The sequence below is a fragment of the Stenotrophomonas sp. LM091 genome (assembly GCF_001806305.1).
In the GTDB taxonomy this organism is placed as follows: domain Bacteria; phylum Pseudomonadota; class Gammaproteobacteria; order Xanthomonadales; family Xanthomonadaceae; genus Stenotrophomonas; species Stenotrophomonas bentonitica_A.
In genome coordinates this window covers 2,391,046-2,411,481 of the sequence record NZ_CP017483.1, presented here as the reverse complement: position 1 = coordinate 2,411,481, position 20,436 = coordinate 2,391,046, and the positions used below count along the sequence as shown (strand labels likewise).

At 67.4% G+C, this 20,436-nt stretch carries 16 protein-coding genes; 6 read left to right on the top strand and 10 right to left on the bottom strand.

Features of this window, described 5'->3' with window-relative positions:
• Positions 1-451: 451 nt before the first annotated feature.
• Positions 452-1,273: a DUF2884 family protein gene (locus BIZ42_RS10460; RefSeq protein WP_083279935.1), complete on the top strand. Its 822-nt coding sequence runs from the start codon at positions 452-454 to the stop codon at positions 1,271-1,273.
• 57 nt (positions 1,274-1,330) lie between these two features.
• On the opposite strand, the gene zapE is transcribed toward BIZ42_RS10460, so the two are convergent.
• Both zapE and BIZ42_RS10450 read right to left on the bottom strand, forming a co-directional pair.
• Positions 1,331-2,431 carry a cell division protein ZapE gene (zapE, locus tag BIZ42_RS10455; RefSeq protein ID WP_046272294.1) on the bottom strand — a complete coding sequence of 367 codons (1,101 nt, stop codon included), beginning with the start codon at positions 2,429-2,431 and terminating at the stop codon, positions 1,331-1,333.
• On the bottom strand, positions 2,428-3,114 hold the full coding sequence (locus BIZ42_RS10450; RefSeq protein ID WP_070426397.1) for a CocE/NonD family hydrolase: 687 nt from the start codon (positions 3,112-3,114) through the stop codon (positions 2,428-2,430). The genes zapE and BIZ42_RS10450 overlap by 4 nt, the downstream gene beginning before the upstream one ends.
• A 56-nt stretch (positions 3,115-3,170) precedes the next feature.
• Here BIZ42_RS10450 and BIZ42_RS10445 point away from each other — a divergent pair, with 56 nt between their 5' ends.
• Positions 3,171-4,037 (top strand): EamA family transporter, encoded by an 867-nt coding sequence (locus BIZ42_RS10445; protein WP_070426396.1) that lies wholly within the window; start codon positions 3,171-3,173, stop codon positions 4,035-4,037.
• Between the two features lie 83 nt (positions 4,038-4,120).
• Here BIZ42_RS10445 and BIZ42_RS10440 read toward each other — a convergent pair whose 3' ends face one another.
• The 3 genes from BIZ42_RS10440 to BIZ42_RS10430 form a co-directional block, all read right to left on the bottom strand.
• The gene (locus BIZ42_RS10440; protein ID WP_237393493.1) at positions 4,121-5,605 is read right to left on the bottom strand and encodes an ExeM/NucH family extracellular endonuclease; all 1,485 of its coding nucleotides are present in this window, start codon (positions 5,603-5,605) and stop codon (positions 4,121-4,123) included.
• Between the two features lie 54 nt (positions 5,606-5,659).
• Entirely contained in the window at positions 5,660-6,178 is a 519-nt protein-coding gene (locus BIZ42_RS10435) for a c-type cytochrome (protein ID WP_070426394.1), read from the bottom strand.
• Between the two features lie 114 nt (positions 6,179-6,292).
• On the bottom strand, positions 6,293-6,898 hold the full coding sequence (locus BIZ42_RS10430; protein WP_046272289.1) for a TetR/AcrR family transcriptional regulator: 606 nt from the start codon (positions 6,896-6,898) through the stop codon (positions 6,293-6,295).
• A 146-nt stretch (positions 6,899-7,044) separates the two neighbouring features.
• On the opposite strand from BIZ42_RS10430, the gene BIZ42_RS10425 reads away from it, so the two are divergent.
• Genes BIZ42_RS10425 through BIZ42_RS10415 form a run of 3 tightly spaced genes read left to right on the top strand, consistent with a single transcriptional unit; the run spans position 7,045 to position 11,873 of the window.
• Entirely contained in the window at positions 7,045-8,208 is a 1,164-nt protein-coding gene (locus tag BIZ42_RS10425; protein ID WP_019184850.1) for an isovaleryl-CoA dehydrogenase, read from the top strand.
• Positions 8,209-8,218: 10 nt separating this feature from the next.
• Entirely contained in the window at positions 8,219-9,829 is a 1,611-nt protein-coding gene (locus BIZ42_RS10420; RefSeq protein WP_070426393.1) for a carboxyl transferase domain-containing protein, read from the top strand.
• 55 nt (positions 9,830-9,884) lie between these two features.
• A complete protein-coding gene (locus BIZ42_RS10415) occupies positions 9,885-11,873 on the top strand; it encodes an acetyl/propionyl/methylcrotonyl-CoA carboxylase subunit alpha (RefSeq protein WP_070427503.1) in 1,989 nt (662 codons plus the stop codon).
• A gap of 15 nt (positions 11,874-11,888) precedes the next feature.
• On the opposite strand, the gene BIZ42_RS10410 is transcribed toward BIZ42_RS10415, so the two are convergent.
• Entirely contained in the window at positions 11,889-13,067 is a 1,179-nt protein-coding gene (locus tag BIZ42_RS10410) for a putative peptide maturation dehydrogenase (protein ID WP_070427502.1), read from the bottom strand.
• A gap of 171 nt (positions 13,068-13,238) precedes the next feature.
• Between BIZ42_RS10410 and BIZ42_RS10405 the strand changes: the two genes are divergently transcribed.
• Complete coding sequence (locus tag BIZ42_RS10405) at positions 13,239-13,538, top strand: NHLP-related RiPP peptide (protein WP_019184854.1); 300 nt, start codon at positions 13,239-13,241, stop codon at positions 13,536-13,538.
• Here BIZ42_RS10405 and BIZ42_RS10400 read toward each other — a convergent pair.
• The 4 genes from BIZ42_RS10400 to aceB all read right to left on the bottom strand — a co-directional run bounded on the left by BIZ42_RS10400 (position 13,525) and on the right by aceB (position 20,334).
• Positions 13,525-16,059 (bottom strand): putative peptide modification system cyclase, encoded by a 2,535-nt coding sequence (locus BIZ42_RS10400; RefSeq protein ID WP_070426392.1) that lies wholly within the window; start codon positions 16,057-16,059, stop codon positions 13,525-13,527. The two genes, BIZ42_RS10405 and BIZ42_RS10400, sit on opposite strands and share 14 nt — an antisense overlap.
• A gap of 13 nt (positions 16,060-16,072) precedes the next feature.
• A complete protein-coding gene (locus BIZ42_RS10395) occupies positions 16,073-17,119 on the bottom strand; it encodes a GGDEF domain-containing protein (RefSeq protein ID WP_070426391.1) in 1,047 nt (348 codons plus the stop codon).
• A gap of 222 nt (positions 17,120-17,341) precedes the next feature.
• Complete coding sequence (gene aceA / locus BIZ42_RS10390; protein ID WP_070426390.1) at positions 17,342-18,634, bottom strand: isocitrate lyase; 1,293 nt, start codon at positions 18,632-18,634, stop codon at positions 17,342-17,344.
• A 53-nt stretch (positions 18,635-18,687) separates the two neighbouring features.
• Complete coding sequence (gene aceB / locus BIZ42_RS10385; protein WP_070426389.1) at positions 18,688-20,334, bottom strand: malate synthase A; 1,647 nt, start codon at positions 20,332-20,334, stop codon at positions 18,688-18,690.
• Between the last annotated feature and the right edge of the window lie 102 nt (positions 20,335-20,436).

Here is a 20,436-nt window from a genome sequence, read left to right as displayed (position 1 = left end):
GCGGGCGGTTCCCCTGCGTCACCGGTCCTCTCCCCCCGGAGAATCCTGCGACCGGCACCACACGCTGTACTCCGTGCGGTTGTCAGTAGGTCTTCAGGCCATCGGCGTGAAGGCGATACGCCCGTCGACTTGTGGTCGGCGGTACCGACGGCCACAAGATAGTGGGGGTACCAGGTGTCGTCAACGCCAAATGTAGTGAATTTCCCCAATCCCTTGCGGCGCAAGGACCGGGCCGGGAAGGCGTCCGACGAACGGTCTGGACCTGTCGAAAGCGAGTGCGCAGTCAAGGCCGAAACGCCGATCCGGGATGCGACGCAGGGTCACGAAAAACGGAACAGCGGACCTCACGCGACCCTAACGAATCGCCGCCGGTCAGGGTGACTTCCGACCCGCGCCGGGGACGCCCCGGGGGTGCCACGCTGCGATGCGTCTCCTTTATATGAACGCGACCATGCGCCTGCCCCTGATCGGCTGTCTGATGTTGGGCCTGACCTTGGCTGGCACCACCGCTGCCGGCGAGAGCAAGAGGCCGGAACTGTCTTCGCGCCAGTGCGGGGTAAGCACCCCTTACAACGTGCTGGTGGACAGCGGTGGGATCTGGCTGCGCAACCGCGAGCAGGTGCCGGCGGAGATCTTCTTCCACGATGGCGAACTGAACATCGACCGCCAGCCGATCCCGGTCAGCGACGCCGATGCCCAGCGCCTGCGCCAGCTCGAGTGGGGCACCCGCCAGCTGGTGCCTGCGGTGGCCGGAGTCGCCGGGGAGGCCACGGACATCGCCTTCGATGCGCTGGGGGCCACGGTGGAGATCATGACCGGCAGCCGCCGGAAGGCGCGCGAGGTGGAGGGGCTGCGCAGGGATGCCCACGATTACGTTGGCCGTACGCTGGGCCGCGGGATCTGGGAGCAGGATCTGTTCGGCGAACAGTTCGAGGCGCGCATCGAGCAGGCGGCCGAGTCGATGTCGGCCTCGCTTGCCCGCGGGGTGATGTGGACGATGCTGACCGGCGGCTCGGATCGGATCGAGGCGCGCGCCGAGAAGATGGAGGCCGACCTGGAGCGCCGCATGGAGGCGCGCGGGCAGGCGCTTGAGGCGCAGGCCCGGTCGCTGTGCACCCAGGTGCTGGCACTGGATGCGATCCAGCAGTCGCTGGAGGTGCGCTACCAGGGCAAGCCGCTGGCGATGATGGTGATGGACCGCGACGAGGACGCGGCCGCGCCGATCGCGCACGAACAGCCGCGCGGGGACGCGCTGGTGTTACCGCCGTTGTAGAGAACATCCACGCATGGCGTGGATCTACATCACGGCCTGTCCGGGCCCGGCGTGGGATTACGCGCGGTGCGGGGTGCCCAGGTATTCGGCGCTCTGCATTTCAATCAGGCGCGAGGCGGTACGTTCGAACGCGCCCTGCAGCCGGACGCCCGAATACAGCCCGACTGGTGAATCGGTGGCGGTGCAGACCAGGTTGACGTGGCGGTCGTAGAGCTCGTCGATCAGGTTGACGAAGCGGCGCGCAGCATCTTCATTCAGCTTGTCGAAATGCGGGATGTCGCCCAGCAGCACGGTGTTGAACTCGTGCGCGATCTCGATGTAGTCCGACGGGCCGCGCGGGCCCTCGCACAGCGCCTTGAAATCGAACCAGACGATGCTCTTGCCGCGGCCGCGCACCGGAATCTTGCGCGCTTCGATCTCGATGTTGCCCGCCTTGGCCGGTTGCCCACCGCTGAGCTCGGCCCAGCGGCCGGCCAGCCAGGCATCGCTGCCGGCATCGATCGGGGCCTGGTACACCGGCGAGCGGGTCAGCGCGCGCATGCGGTAGTCCTCGGTACCTTCGGCGTACAGTTCCACGCAGTAGGTCTGCAGCAGCCCGATCGCGGGCAGGAAGCTGTCGCGCTGCAGGCCGTTGAGGTACAGGTTCTCCACCGCGGTGTTGGAGGTGGTCACCAGGGTCACGCCCTCGGCGAACATGCGCTCGAGCAGGCGCGCCAGCAGCATCGCATCGCCGATATCGGTGACGAAGAACTCGTCCAGCACCAGCACGCGCAGTTTGCTGCGCCATTCCTGGGCGATCTTCGCCAGCGGATCGCTTTGCCCCTGGTGCTCGCGCAGGCGCTCGTGGATGCCGCGCATGAAGCGATGGAAGTGGGTGCGGTACTTCTGCTCGATCGGCAGGCCGTCATAGAACAGGTCGACCAGGAAGGTCTTGCCGCGCCCCACCCCGCCCCAGAAGTACAGGCCCTTGACCGGTTCGGGCTTCTTCCAGAATGCGGAAAGGCGATCCAGCCAGCCATCCTGCGCGCTGTCGACCAGCGCGATATGGATGCGGTCCAGCTCGGCCAGGGCGGCGTGCTGGGCCGGGTCGTTCTGCCATTCGCCCCGGGCCACGCCATCGGCGTAGCGCTGCGACGGGGTCATCACGGTGTCGCTCATGCCGCGTCGGGGGCCGCGTCGGGCGCGGGAACCGGCAGCCACTGCTTGACGCCATGGATGAGCGCGCCGCGCAGGTCGACGATCTTGCGGTGGAAGAAGTGGCTGGTATCGGGCATGCGCACCAGTTCGTGCGGTGCATCCAGGCCGTCCAGCCAGTCATAGACCGCCTGCGGATCGACGATCTCGTCTTCCTCGCCCTGGATCACCAGCCACTGGGCCGGCGGCTGCATGCCCTCGAAATCCCAGCGCCCGGCCGGCGGCGCGATCGAGATCAGGGTGGTCGGCTGCAGGTCGCCCGCCGCGCGCAGCGAGACGTAGGCGCCGAAGCTGAAACCGGCCAGCCACAGGTCCTGGCCCGGCCGCTGCGCACGGACCCAGGCGGCGACGGCCTTGAGGTCGTCCTGCTCGCCCACGCCATTGTCGAACGTGCCGACCGAGTCGCCGACGCTGCGGAAGTTGAAGCGCACGGTGGCGATGCCCAGGTCGCGCAGCGAGCGCGCGGCCATGGTCACCACCTTGTTGTGCATGCTGCCGCCCTCGGTGGACAGCGGATGGCAGACGATCGCCACCACCGGCTGCACCGCGACACCGGCCTCGGGCAGATCAACCACGACATCCAGCGGACCGACCGGACCGTCCAGCGTCAGCGCACCGCTTTCTTGGGGAAATGGGGGATTGTGCATGGCGTCATAATACCGTCCCTCCGCGTGCTTCACCGCCGCCTCCGCCGGATCCGTACATGCACTTTCTGGTTTTCAGCGTTCTCTGCAGCGTGCTGGTCTCGGTCCTGCTGAAGCTGGCGCCGCGCCAGCGCTTGGACATGCCGCAGGTGGTGACCTGGAATTACCTGGTCGCCAGCGTGCTCAGCGCGGTGCTGCTGCAGCCCTCGCTGGCTTCGCTGCAGGCCCCGCATGCACCGTGGGCGGCCCTGCTCTGCCTGGCCGTGGCGCTGCCGGCGATCTTCCTGATGATGGCCCGCGCGGTGACCCGCGCCGGGATCGTGCGCAGTGACGTGGCCCAGCGGTTGTCACTCCTGCTTTCGCTGCTGGCCGCGTTCCTGGTGTTCGGGGAGAGCGCCAACGGCTGGAAGCTGGCCGGCCTGGGGCTGGGCCTGCTGGCGATCCTGGGCATCAGCGTGCGTCCGCGCGCCGGTGCGGCCGAGCCCTCCGGTGGGCGGGCCTGGCCATGGCTGCTGGCGGTGTGGGTGGGCTATGCCCTGGTCGACATCCTGCTCAAGAAGGTGGCGTTGTCAGGCACGCCCTCGATGGCGGCACTGCTGGCCAGTTTCAGCCTGGCCTTCGTGCTGATGTTCCTGCTGCAGTTGTGGCGCCACCTGCGCGGCATCGCCCGCCTGCAGTGGCGCAACGGGGTTGGCGGCGCCCTGCTGGGCCTGCTCAACTTCGGCAATATCCTGTTCTACGTGCGTGCCCACCAGCACCTGCCGGACAGCCCGGCAGTGGTGTTCGCCGGCATGAACATCGGCGTGGTGGTGCTGGGCGCGCTGGTGGGCATCGTCGGTTTCGGCGAGCGCACCAGTGTGTGGAACCGGGTGGGCCTGGCGTTGGCCGTGGTGGCGATCGGGCTGATCGCGTGGGGCACGTGGTAACTCGTTGATGCGGTGCCGGCCAGCGGCCGGCACTACCCGGGCAACGCGACGGTAGCCGGGCGTGCCGGCGCACCCGCGCGGTATCAGCGATCAAACCCCAGCAGCAGCGGATCATGGTCCGAGCTGCGCCACGGACCCGCTTCATTGCGGTCGCGGTAGCCGACATCGTCGGCCTCATCGGCGTTGATGTGCCACTCCGCGGCCGCGCGTAGGCGCTTGGCCATGCCCGGGCTCAACAGCGCATGGTCCAACCGGCCCGTCATGCCGTTGTAGACGTAGCTGTAAGGCCGTTCGACCTTCGCCACGGCGAACGCATCGCGCCAGCCGGCGGCGTGCAGGGTGCGGATCGGATCTTCCATGGCGTAGGCGTTGAAGTCGCCCAGCAGCACCGCATCGTGGGTGCCCGCACCGGTGGGGTCGGTCGACAGCCACTGGTCCAGCAGCGTGGCCGAGGCGACCCGGGTGGCATTCCAGCAGGCCTGGCCGTCCTTCTGATCGGCATCGGCGCCGGTCGCTTCCGAGCAGCCCTTGGATTTGAAGTGATTGGCCACGACCACGAACGGTGCGCCCTTGCCCGCACGGAAGGCCTGCGCCAGCGGCACGCGGCTGCGCTCGCCGAAGGGCTCCTTCTCCAGCACGGCGGGGGCGCCGACCGGGGTCACGCGCGTGGCGCGGTAGATGATGCCGACCCGGATCGGGTTGTCACCCGGCCCCTGCTTCGCGTCGATGAAACGCCAGTCGGCACCCTGGCCCCGGTCGGCATTGAGCGCATCGACCAGCTGGGCGATCGCCGACTGCGGGCCGTAGCCGTCGTTCTCCAGCTCCATCAGCGCGGCGACATCGGCGCCGAGCGCGTTGATGGTGGCGACCAGCTTGGCTTTCTGCGCCTGGTGTTCGGCCAGAGTGCGCGCACCACGTAGGGTCGGGTAACCACCGCCCTGCCCGTCGCCATTGAAGAAGTTCTCCAGATTGAACGCCGCCACATGCAGGGCACCGGCCACCACCGGTACCGCCGGGCGCTCCAGCGCGGGCAGGTTCAGGGGGCGGGTCACCTGCAGGCGGGCGTTGCCTTTGGGATCGATACGGACTACGCCTTCCACATTGCGCAGGACCATGCCGGTGCGCAGGTTCGCCGCCGCCGGCAGGTAGGCCACCGGGCCGGGGTCGCGGGCGTCGCTGCCATCGTCGAGCACCAGCCGGCGGTGCAGGTTGTCGGCCACCACCTGCGCGTGCCCCGCAGTGCCGGGCGCGGCCACTTCGCTCGGCTGCCAGAGGCGGCCGCCGAAGGCCACGGTCAGCTCACCGAAGCGCGACAGGCCATCGGTGCCGGCCAGGGTCAGCGGCGCGGCGATGCGGACCTGCTGGCCATCCAGCGTGCGCCAGTCGGTGGGCGGCGTGGTCAGGGTGACCGTGGCCGACGGGGTCGGCGCCGGGCGCACCTGCGGCGAGGTGGCGGGCTGCGGCTGGGCGGCATGGACCGCGCCGGACAACGCCAGCGCGAGAGCGAACACGAGGGGGTACGGCGCATCGAAAGCAGGACTCCAGGGAAGTGCGACAAGGCTAACCATATAAAGTGAAACGCCGCCCTTCGGCGGCGTCGGTGGCCTGATCCGGCAAAGCCGTTATTTCAGGTTGGCCAGCATCCAGTCGACCGTGGCATGGATCTGCTCTTCGGTCAGCGCCGGATTACCGCCCTTGGGCGGCATGATGCCACCGTCCGGGCCGGTATAGCCCTCCACCGCGTGCTTGTAGAGCGTGTCCTTGCCCTGGGCGATGCGCGCATCCCAATGGCTCTGGTCCAGGGTCGGCGCATTGCCGACGCCATTGGTATGGCAGGCGGTGCAGAGGTTGTCGAAGATCACCTTGCCGTCGGTGGTGCCGCCGTAGGCGACCTGCGAGGCGGCTTTGACCAGCGCGGCGGCCTGGGCGGCAGCCTGCGCGGCGGCACCGGTGCTGCCGGCGTAGACCGCACCGGCCGGCGCGATGCGCTGTTCCGTGCGTTTGGCCGCCATCGGCGAGACTTCAGGGGGGATGCTGGTATGCAGGTAGGCCGCGAAGATGATGAGGCCAAGTGTGATGGCCATCAGCAGCGCGATGACCATGGAGAAGCGTTTCAGGAACTCGAGGTCGTAATTCCGCACTCTCTATACCCCTGGCTGGTAGTCGTTGGACCACGGCTTGTCGGCCGAGTATGACCAGCGTCGGCGGCGCTGCGCAAGCGACCGCCGGGTGTCGCAATGCAGCATCGGCGCGACTCAGGCGCCGGCGGCACGCAGGCAGAAAACACAGATCGACTCGACCAGCGCATCTTCATCGCCGTGCGCGTCGCGGCTGAGTGCGGTCGGGCCGACCAGCGCCTCGGTGAAGGCGCCCACGATGCAGGCTGCGGCCACATGGGTGTCCTGCGGCGGGAAGGTGCCTGCCTCCACGCCATCGGCCACGATGCGCCGGAACACGTCGCCGAACAGACGCCGGCAGCGGATGCGCTCGGCTTCCACTTCCGGATCCACCGGCTCGGCGATGAAGGCATAGGCCAGCCCGGGGCCGGCCAGCGCGCGGCGCACGAAGGCGGTGATCGCCCGGCGCAGGCGCTCGGGCGCGGGCAACGGCTCTGCCGCGATCGCCTCGAAGATGCGCAGCTCGTGGTCCACCGCGGCCGTCAGCACCTCCACGAACAGCTCGGCCTTGGAAGGAAAGTGCCGATAGATCAGCCCGGTGGACACCCCGGCCTCGGCCGCCACGGCGGTCACCGGCGCATTGCGGTAGCCGCCGGCGGCCACCAGCGCACGGGTCGCCAGCAGGATGCGTTCACGGGCGCCGGCAAGGCGTTCTTCCATCAGGGCGGAGCGTTTATAGGCCATTTGTTGATTCTATGTTCAATTTTTGAATTTGTGTTCACTTCTTTGTCGAACCCGGCTACGCTGGGGGTACATCGCCCGCGGGACGGCCCTGTCAGCCCGTCCATCCCTCCCGGCGCGTCCCATCCCTTGTTGTTGCGGAGCCGCCCATGCACGTCCCGACCATGAACTTCGATCTCGGCGAAGAGATCGACCTGCTGCGCCAGAGCGTGGCCCATTTTGCCTCCGCTGAAATCGCCCCGCTGGCGGCCAAGGCCGACGAAGAGAATCTGTTCCCCAATGCGCTGTGGCGCAAGCTCGGCGAGCAGGGTCTGCTCGGCCTGACCGTGGAAGAGGAATACGGCGGCAGCGGCATGGGCTACCTCGCGCACGTGGTGGCGATGGAAGAGATCTCGCGTGCCTCCGGTGGCATCGCGCTGTCCTACGGTGCGCACTCCAACCTGTGCGTGAACCAGCTGCGCAAGAACGGCAACGAAGACCAGAAGCAGCGCTACCTGCCCGGCCTGTGCAGCGGCGAGCTGGTCGGCGCGCTGGCGATGAGCGAGCCGGGCGCCGGCTCGGACGTGGTCTCGATGAAGCTGCGCGCGGACAAGCGTGGCGATCACTACGTGCTCAACGGCAACAAGATGTGGATCACCAACGGCCCGGATGCCGATGTGCTGGTGGTCTACGCCAAGACCGATCCGGATGCGGGTGCCAAGGGCATCACCGCGTTCCTGATCGAGAAGGGCATGAAGGGCTTCTCCACCGCGCAGAAGCTGGACAAGCTCGGCATGCGCGGCTCCAACACCTGCGAGCTGGTGTTCGAGGATTGCGAAGTGCCCGAAGCCAACGTGCTTGGCGTGGTCGGCGGTGGCGTCAAGGTGCTGATGTCCGGCCTGGACTATGAGCGCGTGGTGCTGTCCGGTGGCCCGCTCGGCCTGATGGCTGCGGCCATGGACGTGGTGATGCCGTACGTGCACGAGCGCAAGCAGTTCGGCGAGGCGATCGGCACCTTCCAGCTGATCCAGGCCAAGCTGGCCGACATGTACGTGGGCCTCAACGCCTGCCGCGCCTATGTCTACGCGGTGGCCCGCGCCTGCGACCAGGGCCGCACCACGCGCCAGGACGCGGCCGGCGCGATCCTGTATTCGGCCGAGAAGGCCACCTGGCTGACCGGTCAGGCGATCCAGATCCTCGGCGGCAACGGCTACATCAACGAGTACCCGACCGGTCGTTTGTGGCGCGATGCCAAGCTGTATGAAATCGGCGCCGGCACCTCGGAGATCCGCCGCATGCTGATCGGCCGCGAACTGTTCCAGCGCACCAAGTAAGGGCCCTGCCATGACCGTATTGAGCACCCAGCTGCAACCGGGCAGCGACACCTTCGAGGCCAACCGCGCCGCGCTGCAGGCGGTCGTCGACGACCTCCGCGCCACCCTGGCGCAGACCGCGCTGGGCGGCAGCGAAGCGGCACGCGCCAAGCACACCGCGCGCGGCAAACTGCTGGTGCGCGACCGCATCGATGCCCTGCTCGACCCGGGCAGCGCCTTCCTGGAAATCGCCCCGCTGGCCGCGCACGGCATGTATGGCGATCCGATCCCCAGCGCCGGCGTGGTTGCCGGCATCGGCCGGGTCTCGGGCGTGGAGTGCGTGATCGTGGCCAACGATGCCACCGTCAAAGGTGGCACCTACTACCCGATGACGGTCAAGAAGCACCTCCGCGCGCAGGAGGTGGCCGAGCAGAACCGCCTGCCCTGCATCTACCTGGTGGATTCGGGTGGCGCATTCCTGCCGCTGCAGGACGAGGTGTTCCCGGACCGCGACCATTTCGGCCGCATCTTTTACAACCAGGCCAACCTGTCCGCGCAGGGCATCCCGCAGATCGCCTGCGTGATGGGAAGCTGCACTGCCGGTGGCGCCTATGTGCCGGCGATGAGCGATGAAACGGTGATCGTGCGCGAGCAGGGCACCATCTTCCTCGGCGGCCCGCCGCTGGTGAAAGCGGCCACCGGTGAAGTGGTCACGGCCGAAGAACTGGGCGGTGCCGATGTGCACACGCGCATTTCCGGCGTGGCCGACCACATGGCCGACAACGACCTGCAGGCGCTGGCCCGGGTCCGCGCGATCATCGCCCAGCTCAACTGGCGCAAGCCCGAGCCGGCGCTGGCGGTGCAGGCCCCGGTGGAACCGCGGCATCCGGCCCACGAGCTGTACGGCGTGATTCCGGCCGACACGCGCAAGCCCTACGACGTGCGCGAAGTGATCCTGCGCCTGGTCGACGATTCGCGCTTCGATGAGTTCAAGCCGCGCTACGGCAACACCCTGGTCACCGGCTTTGCGCACCTGCACGGCTATCCGGTGGGCATCATCGCCAACAACGGCATCCTGTTCTCCGAGTCCGCGCTGAAGGGCGCGCACTTCATCGAACTGTGCACGCAGCGCGGCATACCGCTGGTGTTCCTGCAGAACATCACCGGCTTCATGGTCGGCCGCAAGTACGAGCACGGCGGCATCGCCAAGGACGGGGCCAAGCTGGTGATGGCCGTGGCCTGCGCCAAGGTGCCCAAGTTCACCGTGGTGATCGGCGGCTCGTTCGGCGCCGGCAACTACGGCATGTGCGGCCGTGCCTATTCGCCCAACTTCCTGTGGATGTGGCCGAACGCACGCATCGGCGTGATGGGCGGCGAGCAGGCCGCCAGCGTGCTGGCCACGGTCAAACGCGATGGCATCGAAGCCAAGGGCGGGCAGTGGTCGGCCGAGGAAGAGGACGGCTTCAAATCGCCGATCCGCGCGCAGTTCGAATCGCAGGGCCACCCCTACTACGCCAGCGCCCGGCTCTGGGATGACGGCGTGATCGATCCGGCCGACACCCGTCGTGTGCTGGGCCTGGCGCTGTCGGCCAGCCTCAACGCCCCGGCGAAGAAGACCGACTTCGGCGTGTTCCGCATGTAATGCACGGGCGGTGCCGCCTGGCACCGCCGCCCCTGGCCCGCGCAACGAGACCACCATGTTCACCAAGATCCTGATCGCCAACCGTGGCGAAATCGCCTGCCGCGTCATCGCTACCTGCCAGCGCCTGGGCATCGCCACCGTGGCGGTGTACTCCGACGCCGACCGCAACGCGCGCCACGTGCGCCTGGCCGACGAGGCCATCGCGATCGGGCCGGCACCGGCGCGCGAGAGCTACCTGCGCGGCGACGCCATCCTGGCCGCCGCCCGCCGCACCGGCGCGCAGGCGATCCATCCCGGCTACGGCTTCCTCTCGGAGAACGCCGGTTTCGCGCAGGCCTGCGCCGAGGCGGGCATCGTGTTCATCGGCCCCTCTGCGGCGGCGATCCGCGCGATGGGCGACAAGAGCGCGGCCAAGGCGCTGATGCAGCAGGCCGGCGTGCCGCTGACCCCGGGCTACCACGGCGACGAGCAGATCCCCGAGTTCCTGCGCAAGCAGGCCGACAGCATCGGCTATCCGGTGCTGATCAAGGCCAGCGCCGGCGGCGGTGGCAAGGGCATGCGCCGCGTGGACGACAGCGCGACCTTCACCGAGGCGCTGGCCAGCTGCCAGCGTGAGGCGCAGTCGGCGTTCGGCAACGCACACGTGCTGGTGGAGAAGTATGTCGAGCGCCCGCGCCACATCGAGATCCAGGTGTTCGGCGACAGCCACGGCAACGTGGTGTACCTGTTCGAGCGCGACTGCTCGGTGCAGCGCCGCCATCAGAAGGTGCTCGAAGAAGCGCCTGCCCCCGGCATGACGCCCGAGCGCCGCGCCGCGATGGGCAAGGCCGCCGTCGATGCCGCGCGCGCGGTCAACTACGTCGGCGCGGGCACGGTGGAGTTCATCGCCGGTCCCGATGGCGATTTCTACTTCATGGAAATGAACACCCGCCTGCAGGTGGAGCACCCGGTCACCGAGTGCATCACCGGCACCGACCTGGTCGAGTGGCAGCTGCGCGTGGCCAGCGGTGAGCCGCTGCCGCTGCAGCAGGATCAACTGCAGATCCGCGGGCACGCACTGGAAGCCCGCCTGTACGCCGAAGACGCCGATCGCGGTTTCCTGCCGTCCACCGGCACCCTGCACCACCTGCGCCTGCCGGCCAACACCGCACACGTGCGCGTGGACGCCGGTGTCGAACAGGGTGATGCGATCACCCCGTTCTACGACCCGATGATCGCCAAGCTGATCGTCTGGGATGTCGACCGCGACGCCGCGCTGCGCCGCATGCAGCAGGCGCTGGCCGAGTGCGAAGTGGTCGGCGTGACCACCAATGCCGCCTTCCTGCGCCGGCTGGTGATGACCGATTCGTTTACCCAGGCCAAGCTGGACACCGCGCTGATCGAGCGCGAGCAGGCCGCCCTCACCCCCAACGACAACGACAGCGGTCCGGCACTCTGGGCGCTCGCCGCGATCGCCGGCGTGGCCACCAGCGAGGCTGCCAGCCGTGATGCGCGTGACCCGCACTCGCCGTGGCAGGCCCAGGATGGCTGGCGCCTGGGCGCGGCCGCCGCACGCGCGCTGACGCTGGAGCACCGGGGCGCGCAGCGCAGCGTGACCGTGCAGGGCGCGGGCGAACAGTGGACCGTCCACGTGGACGGCAACGCGCTGCAGGGCAGCGGCCGCCTGGCCGGTGATGTACTGCGCGTACAGATCGGCGAGCAGCTGCACCGCGCCACCGTCATCCGCGACGGCAACGAGCTGTACCTGTTCGGCAGCGAAGGCGTGCAGCGCTTCACCCTGCATGATCCGGTCAGCGAAGCGGACCAGTCCGTTGCCGATGCCGGCAGCCTGGTCGCGCCGATGCCGGGTCGTATCGTGGCCACGCTGGTGGCACCGGGCACGGCGGTCAAACGCGGCGCGCCGCTGCTGGTGCTGGAAGCAATGAAGATGGAGCACACGCTGCAGGCGCCGGCCGATGGCACCGTGCAGGGCTACCGGGTGAAAGCCGGAGACCAGGTGGGCGATGGGGCGGTGCTGGTGGATTTCGAGGCGGACGGGGCCTGAGCCCCGCTCGTCCGCTCAGCCAACCCGCTGCCAGACCTGCTCCAGTGGATCAAGCTCGGCTGTCTGCATGTGCTGGCCGCGCCAGCCGAACCCGCAGACCGCCAGCGCTCCCTGCCGGATAGGATCCAGGCCAAGGCCGCGCTCGAGATGCTTTTCATTGATCGCACCGGTGATGAACGCCCCCAGGCCCAGGTCGGTCGCAGATAGGTACAGCGTCTGCGACAGGTGCCCCGCCTCCAGCGTCACGACCCGGTATCCCTTGGCGTGGCGGCGGTACTTCCAGAACGTTCGATCGAAGCGTGGGACCAGGGCGACCAAGCAATGTGCATTGGCAAACCAGTGCTGCTGGCCGACGCTCTCCATGATGAAGTCGCGCAGTGGCCGTTCCGGGTCCGGCAGGGGCACCAGGTCGTGGCTATCGGCACGGTACCGGTAGAGGCCGGGACGCACGCCGTCCACGTTCTGCACGACCAGATAGGCCTCGATGGGGTGGAGGCCCCCGCCGGAGGGGCTGTTCTTCTTGTGGAACACCAGGTCCGGTCCCACTCTTACCTGTGACTGGGCGCCAAATACTCTTGCCAGCATCCGGGTGAACATGGGTAACGGCAGGACGCGGGAATCGTCGAAGTTCCTGCAGGTTGCGCGCCGCAGCAGCAGCGCATCGAACTCCGTCGGCTCGGTGTGCGGCAACACGATCGCCTCGACTTCACCGCGTGTCGCGGTGTTCGCTGGCGGCGGACCAAGTACCTCGCGCATTCCCTTGGCCGTATCGGTACCGCCATCCACGGTGTTCTTGACCGCATCCACGGCATCCCAGCGGGTGAATGCGTGCAGGATGGCCGCCAAAGGATGCCAGTGACTGTCGCGCAGGCGCTGGTCATTGGCCAAATGCATTGCCGCGGTACTGTCGGTTTCCGATTGCTCGAGCAGCACCAGCCCGGCATCAACCAAGGCAGCCTGCTCATCATCGTGCATCCCGATGCTGTCGGCCCAGACCCATTGGCTCGGACCGAGCACGCCCAGCAGATCGCGCTGACGGGGGCTGACCGGCACCGGTCCATCCAGGTGCGGGGCCAAAGCCATCCACCCCAGGCTGCGAACCATTCCATTGCCGCCGCTGAGCAGACTCTGCAACTGGAACTCCACTGTTTCGCGTGGCTCGAACAACACGACTTCGCAGCGACGTATCCGCACTGTGGGACTCTCCGACTTCACCGGCACCGCGCCGTCGTCCTGCCATATCGGCACGGGACGTCCAATCTGTACCGACTCAACGAGTGCTAAAGCCTGGTCGATCGCGGTCGATGTTGCTCTCTGATCCGTGCTCTCGCGGCTCCCAAACCGATTCGATTGAAGGAAGTAGACATGTCGTTGCCGCCCCTGGAACCTGCCATCGCCCTGGCCTTGATTTGCCGCCTGGGAACCGATGACACGTTCCGTGCACTGTTCGCCTCCGATCCCGCCGCCGCGCTGGTGGAGATCGGCATGTCCACCGCAGACGCTGCGGCGCTCGGTGTCTGCTGCGAAGTCAATGAGCTTGCCGCCAAGAGCGACATTCTGGCGGCCAAACAGGAGCTGCAGGACATGTTCACGTCGTTGCAGAATCAGACCGTTCCGGCACTGGACGCCAACCCGGCAGGCAGCCACACGCTCAAGGGTCCGTAAGCAGGTCCGCGACGGCAAGCCCGGCAACACGCTTGCCACCGCGCAACTCTGCCGCAATACGGCTGGCGGCATTGCTGTCGGTAACGTTCATCGCCTGCATGCAATACCCGCAATCCAGTTCGGCATACGCCATGCCACGATTGCTGCGGAGAAAATCCGCCTGTGCCAGGGCCTCGCTGTTCCTCCCCAATGCACGCAGCGTGTTCATCGCCGCGACGCGTGTCTGGAATCTGGACGTATCACGCAGGAAAGGCCGTAGCTTCTGCATGGCCGCAGGCGCGTCGCCGGTCAGGCGGAGGCGTTCGGCGGCGACCACTGCCCGCATTTCGTCCAGTGCAGTCGCACCACCGGCATCACGGCCGCTGTGGATCACGCCCAGCACGCGGCTGCTGGTGTCCATGTCGCCCATGCGGGTAGCCAACAATGCCGTGCCCATGGCCATCATGGCATCTTCGCTGGCGTCCGGATTGCCCTTGTCAGCCAATCGCTTCAATGCACTGTCCGCTGCTGCGCGCACACTCTTCAGCGCAACTTCGCGGTTGCCAGCCGCCCATTGCACCGTCGCCTGTGGCAGCAGATACAACTGGCGATCAAAACCTGTTTCGCCCGCCATCGCACTGACGCCCGCAGCCGCCTCTGCTTCGGCACGTTGCCACTGGCCGCGATCCGCCGCAATGGAAATCCGCTCCACACCCGCGTGCCGGTTGTGGGTGGATTGGGCCAGGTGCTTATCTGCTTCAGCATAGTTGCGCTCGCTCGCCGCAACAGCAGCGAGATAGCGATGGCTGGCGGTACGGCCACCAGCAACAGCCGTTTCCAGCGCGCGTCGCGCGCCAGCCTGGTCGCCCTTGGCCAGGGCGATGCGCCCCAGTTGGTCGTAGGCGATATTGGACAGCTCAAAACGGCTGTCCGCTGCGCGGCTGGCATAGGTGAACGCCTCTGCGTAGCGATTGTCGGTATATAGCCAGATAGCGGCATTGTGCTGCGCCGAGAAATAATCCGGATAAAGGCTCGCCAGCTGCATCCAGGCATCGGCGGCCTTGGACTGGTCGGTCAACGTGGTGAACCATGCGTCCAGATACAGCTCTTCGCGAGCCGGCAGTCTGTACGACAGCGACTTCAGGCGGCGCACCACTGCCAGGGCGCCAGGCTTGTCGACGTCGGCAACGCGCGCACGCACCTGGCCCATCCACGCAAGGGCGAAATTCGGATCCAGCTGGACAGACCGCTCATACATGGCCAGGGCCCCCCGGTAGTCTCCCTCGCCGTAACGGCGCTGGCCAAGCGCGTACGCACGCAATGCATCCAGGCTCGAGGTGGTGACCAGCGGCAACGGCATCGAGTCGACCTTGAGCCTGGCTTTGCCTTCTCCCAACTGATCGCGCAGCCGTGTCGTGACCTGGTCGATCGAACCAAGAAGCGACTGCACACCTTCACCGTCGGCAGAGGCAACCGCCAGGGTTTGCTGTGAATGCGGTTCAAGCACCTCTACGCTGATCCGCGCGCGCCCGCCCATCTCGCTGACGGTCGGCAGCAGGACCAGCTGGGCGCCCGCGCGCAGCGCGACTTCGGATGCAGAGGTCGCATCCAGTGGTGCGCCTGGCTGCCGGCGCATCAACTCCATGATGCCGCGCGCCTTCATGTCACTCAGCACGTTGACGTGCCGGGACTGTTCCAGGCTGATCCGGAATGCCTGCTGCAACGAATCATCCAGAACCACATTGCCCGTCAGGTTGCGCACGTCGCCGATGACCACCCAATCCCGTTCGGCAAAGGCGATGGCCGGCTCCGGACGCAGCAGCATCCAGCCACCCACACCGGCCACGACCACCAACAGTACCTCGGCAGCCAAAGCCGCCGGCTGCCGCCACAATGGAAGGTCGCGCCGCGCCTTCGCATTACCGCGTGGCATCCGCAGCGGTGCGAACCCGATTTCACCTACCTCGAACACCTCTTGCCTGGCCGGCACCCCCTTGAACCGCCAGCGGCCGTGCGACCTCCACAGCAGCTGTTCACCGCGCTCGCCCAGTTCACCGGTGGCGCGATGGGTCAATGATTCGGCCACCGCCGAGAGCAGTATCTGTCCTGGCCGCGCCAAGGTCATGAGCCGTGCGGCCATCGGCTTGGCCAAGCCCTCCACCTCCAGCGACTTGGCGCCCACCTTGATCGCTTCGGGACTGTTCTCCCACGTCAGCACTTCGCCCACATGCAGGCCTGCGCGCGCGCGCAGCACGATGTTGCGTTGCTTGCCGATCTCCTGCAGTCCGCGTTGGTAATCCAGCGCAAACCCCAGCGCATCGATCGCACGATCAAACAGCAGGAACAGCCCGTCGGAGCGGTCGATCTGATGACCATTCCACTGCTGCTGCAGCGTCAACACCAACCGGTCGTGCTGCTGGAACAGTTCCGCCGCCGCCGCATCACCGATGCGCTCCACCAGGATCAACGAGTCGCACAGATCGGTGAACAGCAGTGCCCGCATCTGCGGGGCCTGGGTCGACGTTCCGTTGTCGCCGTTCATGCCGATCTCCCGATCAGGGGGTGGCGGTCGCTGATCGCGACCAGTGCAATCGGTTGCCGCCCAGCCGTTTGGCCTGGTACAGCGCATTGTCGGCGCGAGCGTACCACTCGCTCCAATCGGTCTGCGGGTCGATCAGGCAGACCCCGATGCTGACCGGGCACACGTGCGGCACGCCGTGGGCGCGGCCGATCAGGCCATGCACCGCGCTGAGAATGAACTCGGCGGCGTGCTGCAGGCTGTCCTGGTCGGCGCTGCGCAGCAGCAGGCAGAATTCGTCGCCGCCCAGCCGGCAGGCCACGTCCGGCTCGGTGGCCACCGAGCGCAGGATGTTGGCCACGCTCTGCAGCACGCGGTCGCCGGCCTGGTGGCCGTGCACATCGTTGACCTGCTTGAACTGGTCGCAGTCGATCAGCAGCAGGCCCTGCGGCGCGCTGCCTTCCTGCGCACGGCAGTCCTGCAGGTATAGCGCCAGGCCGCGCCGGTTGTGCAGGCCGGTCAGCTCGTCGGTGCGCACCAGCTCGCGGGTGTGGGTGAGCTGGTGGGTAGTGACGTAGAGGTTGTCCAGCGCGGTTTCGAGATCGTGGTTGCGGCGGCGCAGCTGGCGGATCAGCACCTGCTCGTTGCTGACCACCCGCATGATCGTGCGGCGCAGGAAGTAGGCCAGCAGACCAGGGTCGCGGTCGACCAGACGCTGGAAATCGTCGTGGTCCAGTTCCAGCACGATGCTGTCCTGGACCGCACGCGCGCCGGCCGTGCGCTGGTGGTCGCCGATCAGCAGGCCCAGCTCGCCGAAGAATTCATTGGGACCGAGTGACTTCACGACGAGGTCTTCGCCGAAGTCCAGTTCGATGCAGCCGCTGACGATCACGTACATCGTGTTGCCGGCGTGGCCGCGATGGAACAGATGGCTGCCTGAGGGCAGCTTGCGTTGCCGGCCGAATTCGGAGAACAATGCGGACTCGCCATTGCTCAGGATGGCGTGCACGATCTCAGCCATCGCCTTGCGGTCGATGTCTGGTTCCTGTTCGCACATGATCGCCGCCGCACCCTTGCCGGTCATTTCCGAACACCCGCTTTTCAGCGTCCCCTGGTGAGCGATGGAGGATAGCACTCCTCAAAACTGTGCGCCCTATCCCATTTCCGACTTTTACCCCCCAAGATCGTGAAAACACGCATGTTCTACCGCGTGTGACGATGTGAAGAGCCGGGTCCGGAGACGCCACAGGGCGGCGGGTCCCCCGACCGGCCGCCCTGTGGGCCTTCCCTGGCCGCCCTTGCTGGGTCAGGCCGCGCGTTCGGCGTTGAACTGCTCCTCCTCGGTGGACCCGCTCAGGGCGGTGGTCGAGGACTGGCCCTGCTGGATCGCCTGGGTCACCGCATCGAAGTAGCCGGTGCCGACCTCGCGCTGGTGCTTGACCGCCGTGAAGCCGCGGTCGGCGGCGGCGAACTCGGCTTCCTGCAGCTCCACGAAGGCGCTCATCTGGCGGCGGGCGTAGCCGTGGGCCAGGTTGAACATCGAGTAGTTCAGGGTGTGGAAGCCGGCCAGGGTGATGAACTGGAACTTGTAGCCGTATGTGGCGATCTCCTTCTGGAAGGTCGCGATCGTGGCGTCATCCAGGTTCTTCTTCCAGTTGAAGCTGGGCGAGCAGTTGTAGGCCAGCAGCTTGCCCGGGAACTTGGCGTGGATGGCCTCGGCAAACTTGCGGGCGAACTCCAGGTCCGGCTTGCCGGTCTCGCACCAGATCAGGTCGGCGTAGGGGGCGTAAGCCAGGCCGCGGCTGATGGCCTGGTCCAGGCCGTTGCGGGTCTTGTAGAAGCCTTCCACGGTGCGCTCGCCGGTGGTGAACGGCTGGTCGTTGGCATCCACATCGCTGGTCAGCAGGTCGGCCGCCTCGGCATCGGTACGCGCGACCAGCAGGGTGGGCACGCCCAGCACGTCGGCGGCCAGGCGCGCGGCGTTGAGCTTCTCGATGGCCTCGCGGGTCGGCACCAGCACCTTGCCGCCCATGTGCCCGCACTTCTTGACCGAGGCCAGCTGGTCCTCGAAGTGCACGCCGGCCGCACCGGCCTCGATCATCGCCTTCATCAGTTCGAAGGCGTTGAGCACGCCGCCGAAGCCGGCTTCGGCATCGGCCACGATCGGCTGCAGGAAGTCGATGTCATCCTTGCCCTCGGCATGGTGCAGCTGGTCGGCGCGCAGCAGGGTGTTGTTGATGCGCTTGACCACCGCCGGCACCGAATCGGCCGGGTACAGCGACTGGTCCGGATACATCTGGCCGGCCAGGTTGGCGTCGGCGGCGACCTGCCAGCCGGACAGATAGATCGCGTTCAAGCCGGCCTTGACCTGCTGCATGGCCTGGTTGCCGGTCAGCGCACCCAGCGCGTTGACGAAGTCCTTCTCCTGCAGGTACGTCCACAGCTTCTCCGCGCCCAGCCGCGCCAGCGAGTGCTCCACGTGCACGGTGCCACGCAGGCGCACCACGTCGGCGGCGGTGTAGTTGCGGGTGATCCCGGCCCAGCGCGGGTCGGTGTTCCAAGCGTGCTGGATCTGTTCGGCGGTCTGCAGGGTGCTCATGTCGAATCTCCAAAAGGGAACGGATGCGGTAACAGCAGGTGGATGGCGGGGGGTCAGTCGAGACGGTCGTAGGCGGGCAGGGTCAGGAAGTCGGTGAGCTCATCGCGGCGACTGAGGTCGGCCAGCAGCGCGATGGACTCGGGGATGCGGGCGCTGCCGGGCAGCGCGGCGGTATCGCCCAGCCGCGTCGGCAGCTGGGCCAGGGTGGCGTCGAGCAGGGCCAGGTCGATGGCGGTGCCGTCGTCCAGGTGCTGGCCGGGGGTATGCAGCCACTGCCACAGCTGGCTGCGGCTGATCTCGGCGGTGGCCGCGTCTTCCATCAGGTGGTGGATCGGCACGCAGCCGTTGCCGTCCAGCCAGGCGGCCAGGTAGCGCACGCAGACCTCGACGTTTCCCTCGAAACCGGCGCGGGTGATGGTGCCGGTGGGCGCGGCGATCAGATCATCGCGGCCCACCTGCACATCGTTGCGCAGCACGCGATGCTGGTTCGGCCCGGGCATGTGCTCGTCGAAGATCGCCTGCGCGACCGGGATCAGCGCGGGATGGGCGACCCAGGTCCCGTCATGGCCGGCGGTGACTTCGCGCAGCTTGTCCGCCCGCACCCGCGCCATCGCCTGCTCGTTGGCGGCCGCGTCGTGGTTGATCGGAATCTGCGCGGCCATGCCACCCATCGCATGTGCGCCGCGGCGGTGGCAGGTGCGGATCAGCAGCTCCGAATAGGCCTTCAGGAACGGCTGGGTCATCGTCACCTGGCCGCGCTCGGGCAGCACCTTGTCGGCGTGCCGGCGGAAGGTCTTGATGTAGGAAAAAATGTAGTCCCAGCGGCCACAGTTCAGGCCGACGATGCGGTCGCGCAGCGCATGCAGGATCTCATCCATCTCGAACACCGCCGGCAGCGTTTCGATCAGCACGGTGACCTTGATCTGCCCATGCGGCAGGCCGAGCATGCCCTCGATGTGCGACAGCGCGGTCTCCCACAGCGCCGCCTCTTCCATGCTCTGCAGCTTGGGCAGGTAGAAGTACGGGCCACGCTGCCTGCACATCAGGGTGCGGGCGTTGTGGAAGGCGAACACCGCCGCATCGAACAGGCCACCGGCGATCGGCTGGCCATCGATGCGCACGTGCTTCTCGTCCAGGTGCCAGCCACGCGGGCGGACAATCAGCACGGCCTGCTCGTTGAACGGCCGCAGCGTGTACTGCTTGCCCGGCTTCCCATCGACGGACGGTCCGGTGTGGGTCAGATCGCCACGCACCGCGCCGATCAGCGCCTGCTGGCCGGCCAGCAGGTTGCGCCAGGCCGGGGCGGTGGAATCCTCGAAGTCGGCCATGAAGACCTTGGCGCCGGAGTTCAGCGCGTTGATGACCATCTTCGGGTCGGTCGGGCCGGTGATCTCCACCCGGCGGTCCTGCAGTGCCTCCGGCAGCGGGGCGACGTGCCAGTCGCTGGCGCGGATCTCGGCGGTATCGGCACGGAAGTCCGGCAGGCCGCCGCCATCGAAGAACGCTTGGCGGGCCACCCTCGCCTGCAGCCGGCGCTGACGCTCCGGCTCCACCGCCCGGTGCAGCGACACCAGCAGCGCCAGTACCCCCGCCGGCAGCAGGGCGGACTGGCCAGCCAGCTGGGTGGTGAGGGCAATGCCGGGTGTGGCCGGTGCATCGGCGGGGGTGGGCTGGGCGGTGGCGTAAGCGACGGCGGACATGGCGGGCTCCTGCGGTGCGGTTGAGCTCCACCGTGCGCCGCCGTGCCGATATTTGACAAAGCAGTTATTGCAATGGCTTACATAAGGCGTGCTTATACTCAT

Bases quoted from the DNA above. Each gene is read 5' to 3' on its own strand.
- BIZ42_RS10405 (WP_019184854.1), top strand. From the start codon at position 13,239: ATGTCGTTGCCGCCCCTGGAACCTGCCATCGCCCTGGCCTTGATTTGC.
- BIZ42_RS10460 (WP_083279935.1), top strand. From the start codon at position 452: ATGCGCCTGCCCCTGATCGGCTGTCTGATGTTGGGCCTGACCTTGGCT.
- BIZ42_RS10430 (WP_046272289.1), bottom strand. From the start codon at position 6,898: ATGGCCTATAAACGCTCCGCCCTGATGGAAGAACGCCTTGCCGGCGCC.
- BIZ42_RS10395 (WP_070426391.1), bottom strand. From the start codon at position 17,119: ATGACCGGCAAGGGTGCGGCGGCGATCATGTGCGAACAGGAACCAGAC.
- BIZ42_RS10400 (WP_070426392.1), bottom strand. From the start codon at position 16,059: ATGAACGGCGACAACGGAACGTCGACCCAGGCCCCGCAGATGCGGGCA.
- BIZ42_RS10445 (WP_070426396.1), top strand. From the start codon at position 3,171: ATGCACTTTCTGGTTTTCAGCGTTCTCTGCAGCGTGCTGGTCTCGGTC.
- aceA (WP_070426390.1), bottom strand. From the start codon at position 18,634: ATGAGCACCCTGCAGACCGCCGAACAGATCCAGCACGCTTGGAACACC.
- BIZ42_RS10425 (WP_019184850.1), top strand. From the start codon at position 7,045: ATGCACGTCCCGACCATGAACTTCGATCTCGGCGAAGAGATCGACCTG.
- BIZ42_RS10440 (WP_237393493.1), bottom strand. From the start codon at position 5,605: ATGGTTAGCCTTGTCGCACTTCCCTGGAGTCCTGCTTTCGATGCGCCG.
- BIZ42_RS10420 (WP_070426393.1), top strand. From the start codon at position 8,219: ATGACCGTATTGAGCACCCAGCTGCAACCGGGCAGCGACACCTTCGAG.
- BIZ42_RS10415 (WP_070427503.1), top strand. From the start codon at position 9,885: ATGTTCACCAAGATCCTGATCGCCAACCGTGGCGAAATCGCCTGCCGC.
- BIZ42_RS10450 (WP_070426397.1), bottom strand. From the start codon at position 3,114: ATGCACAATCCCCCATTTCCCCAAGAAAGCGGTGCGCTGACGCTGGAC.
- zapE (WP_046272294.1), bottom strand. From the start codon at position 2,431: ATGAGCGACACCGTGATGACCCCGTCGCAGCGCTACGCCGATGGCGTG.
- aceB (WP_070426389.1), bottom strand. From the start codon at position 20,334: ATGTCCGCCGTCGCTTACGCCACCGCCCAGCCCACCCCCGCCGATGCA.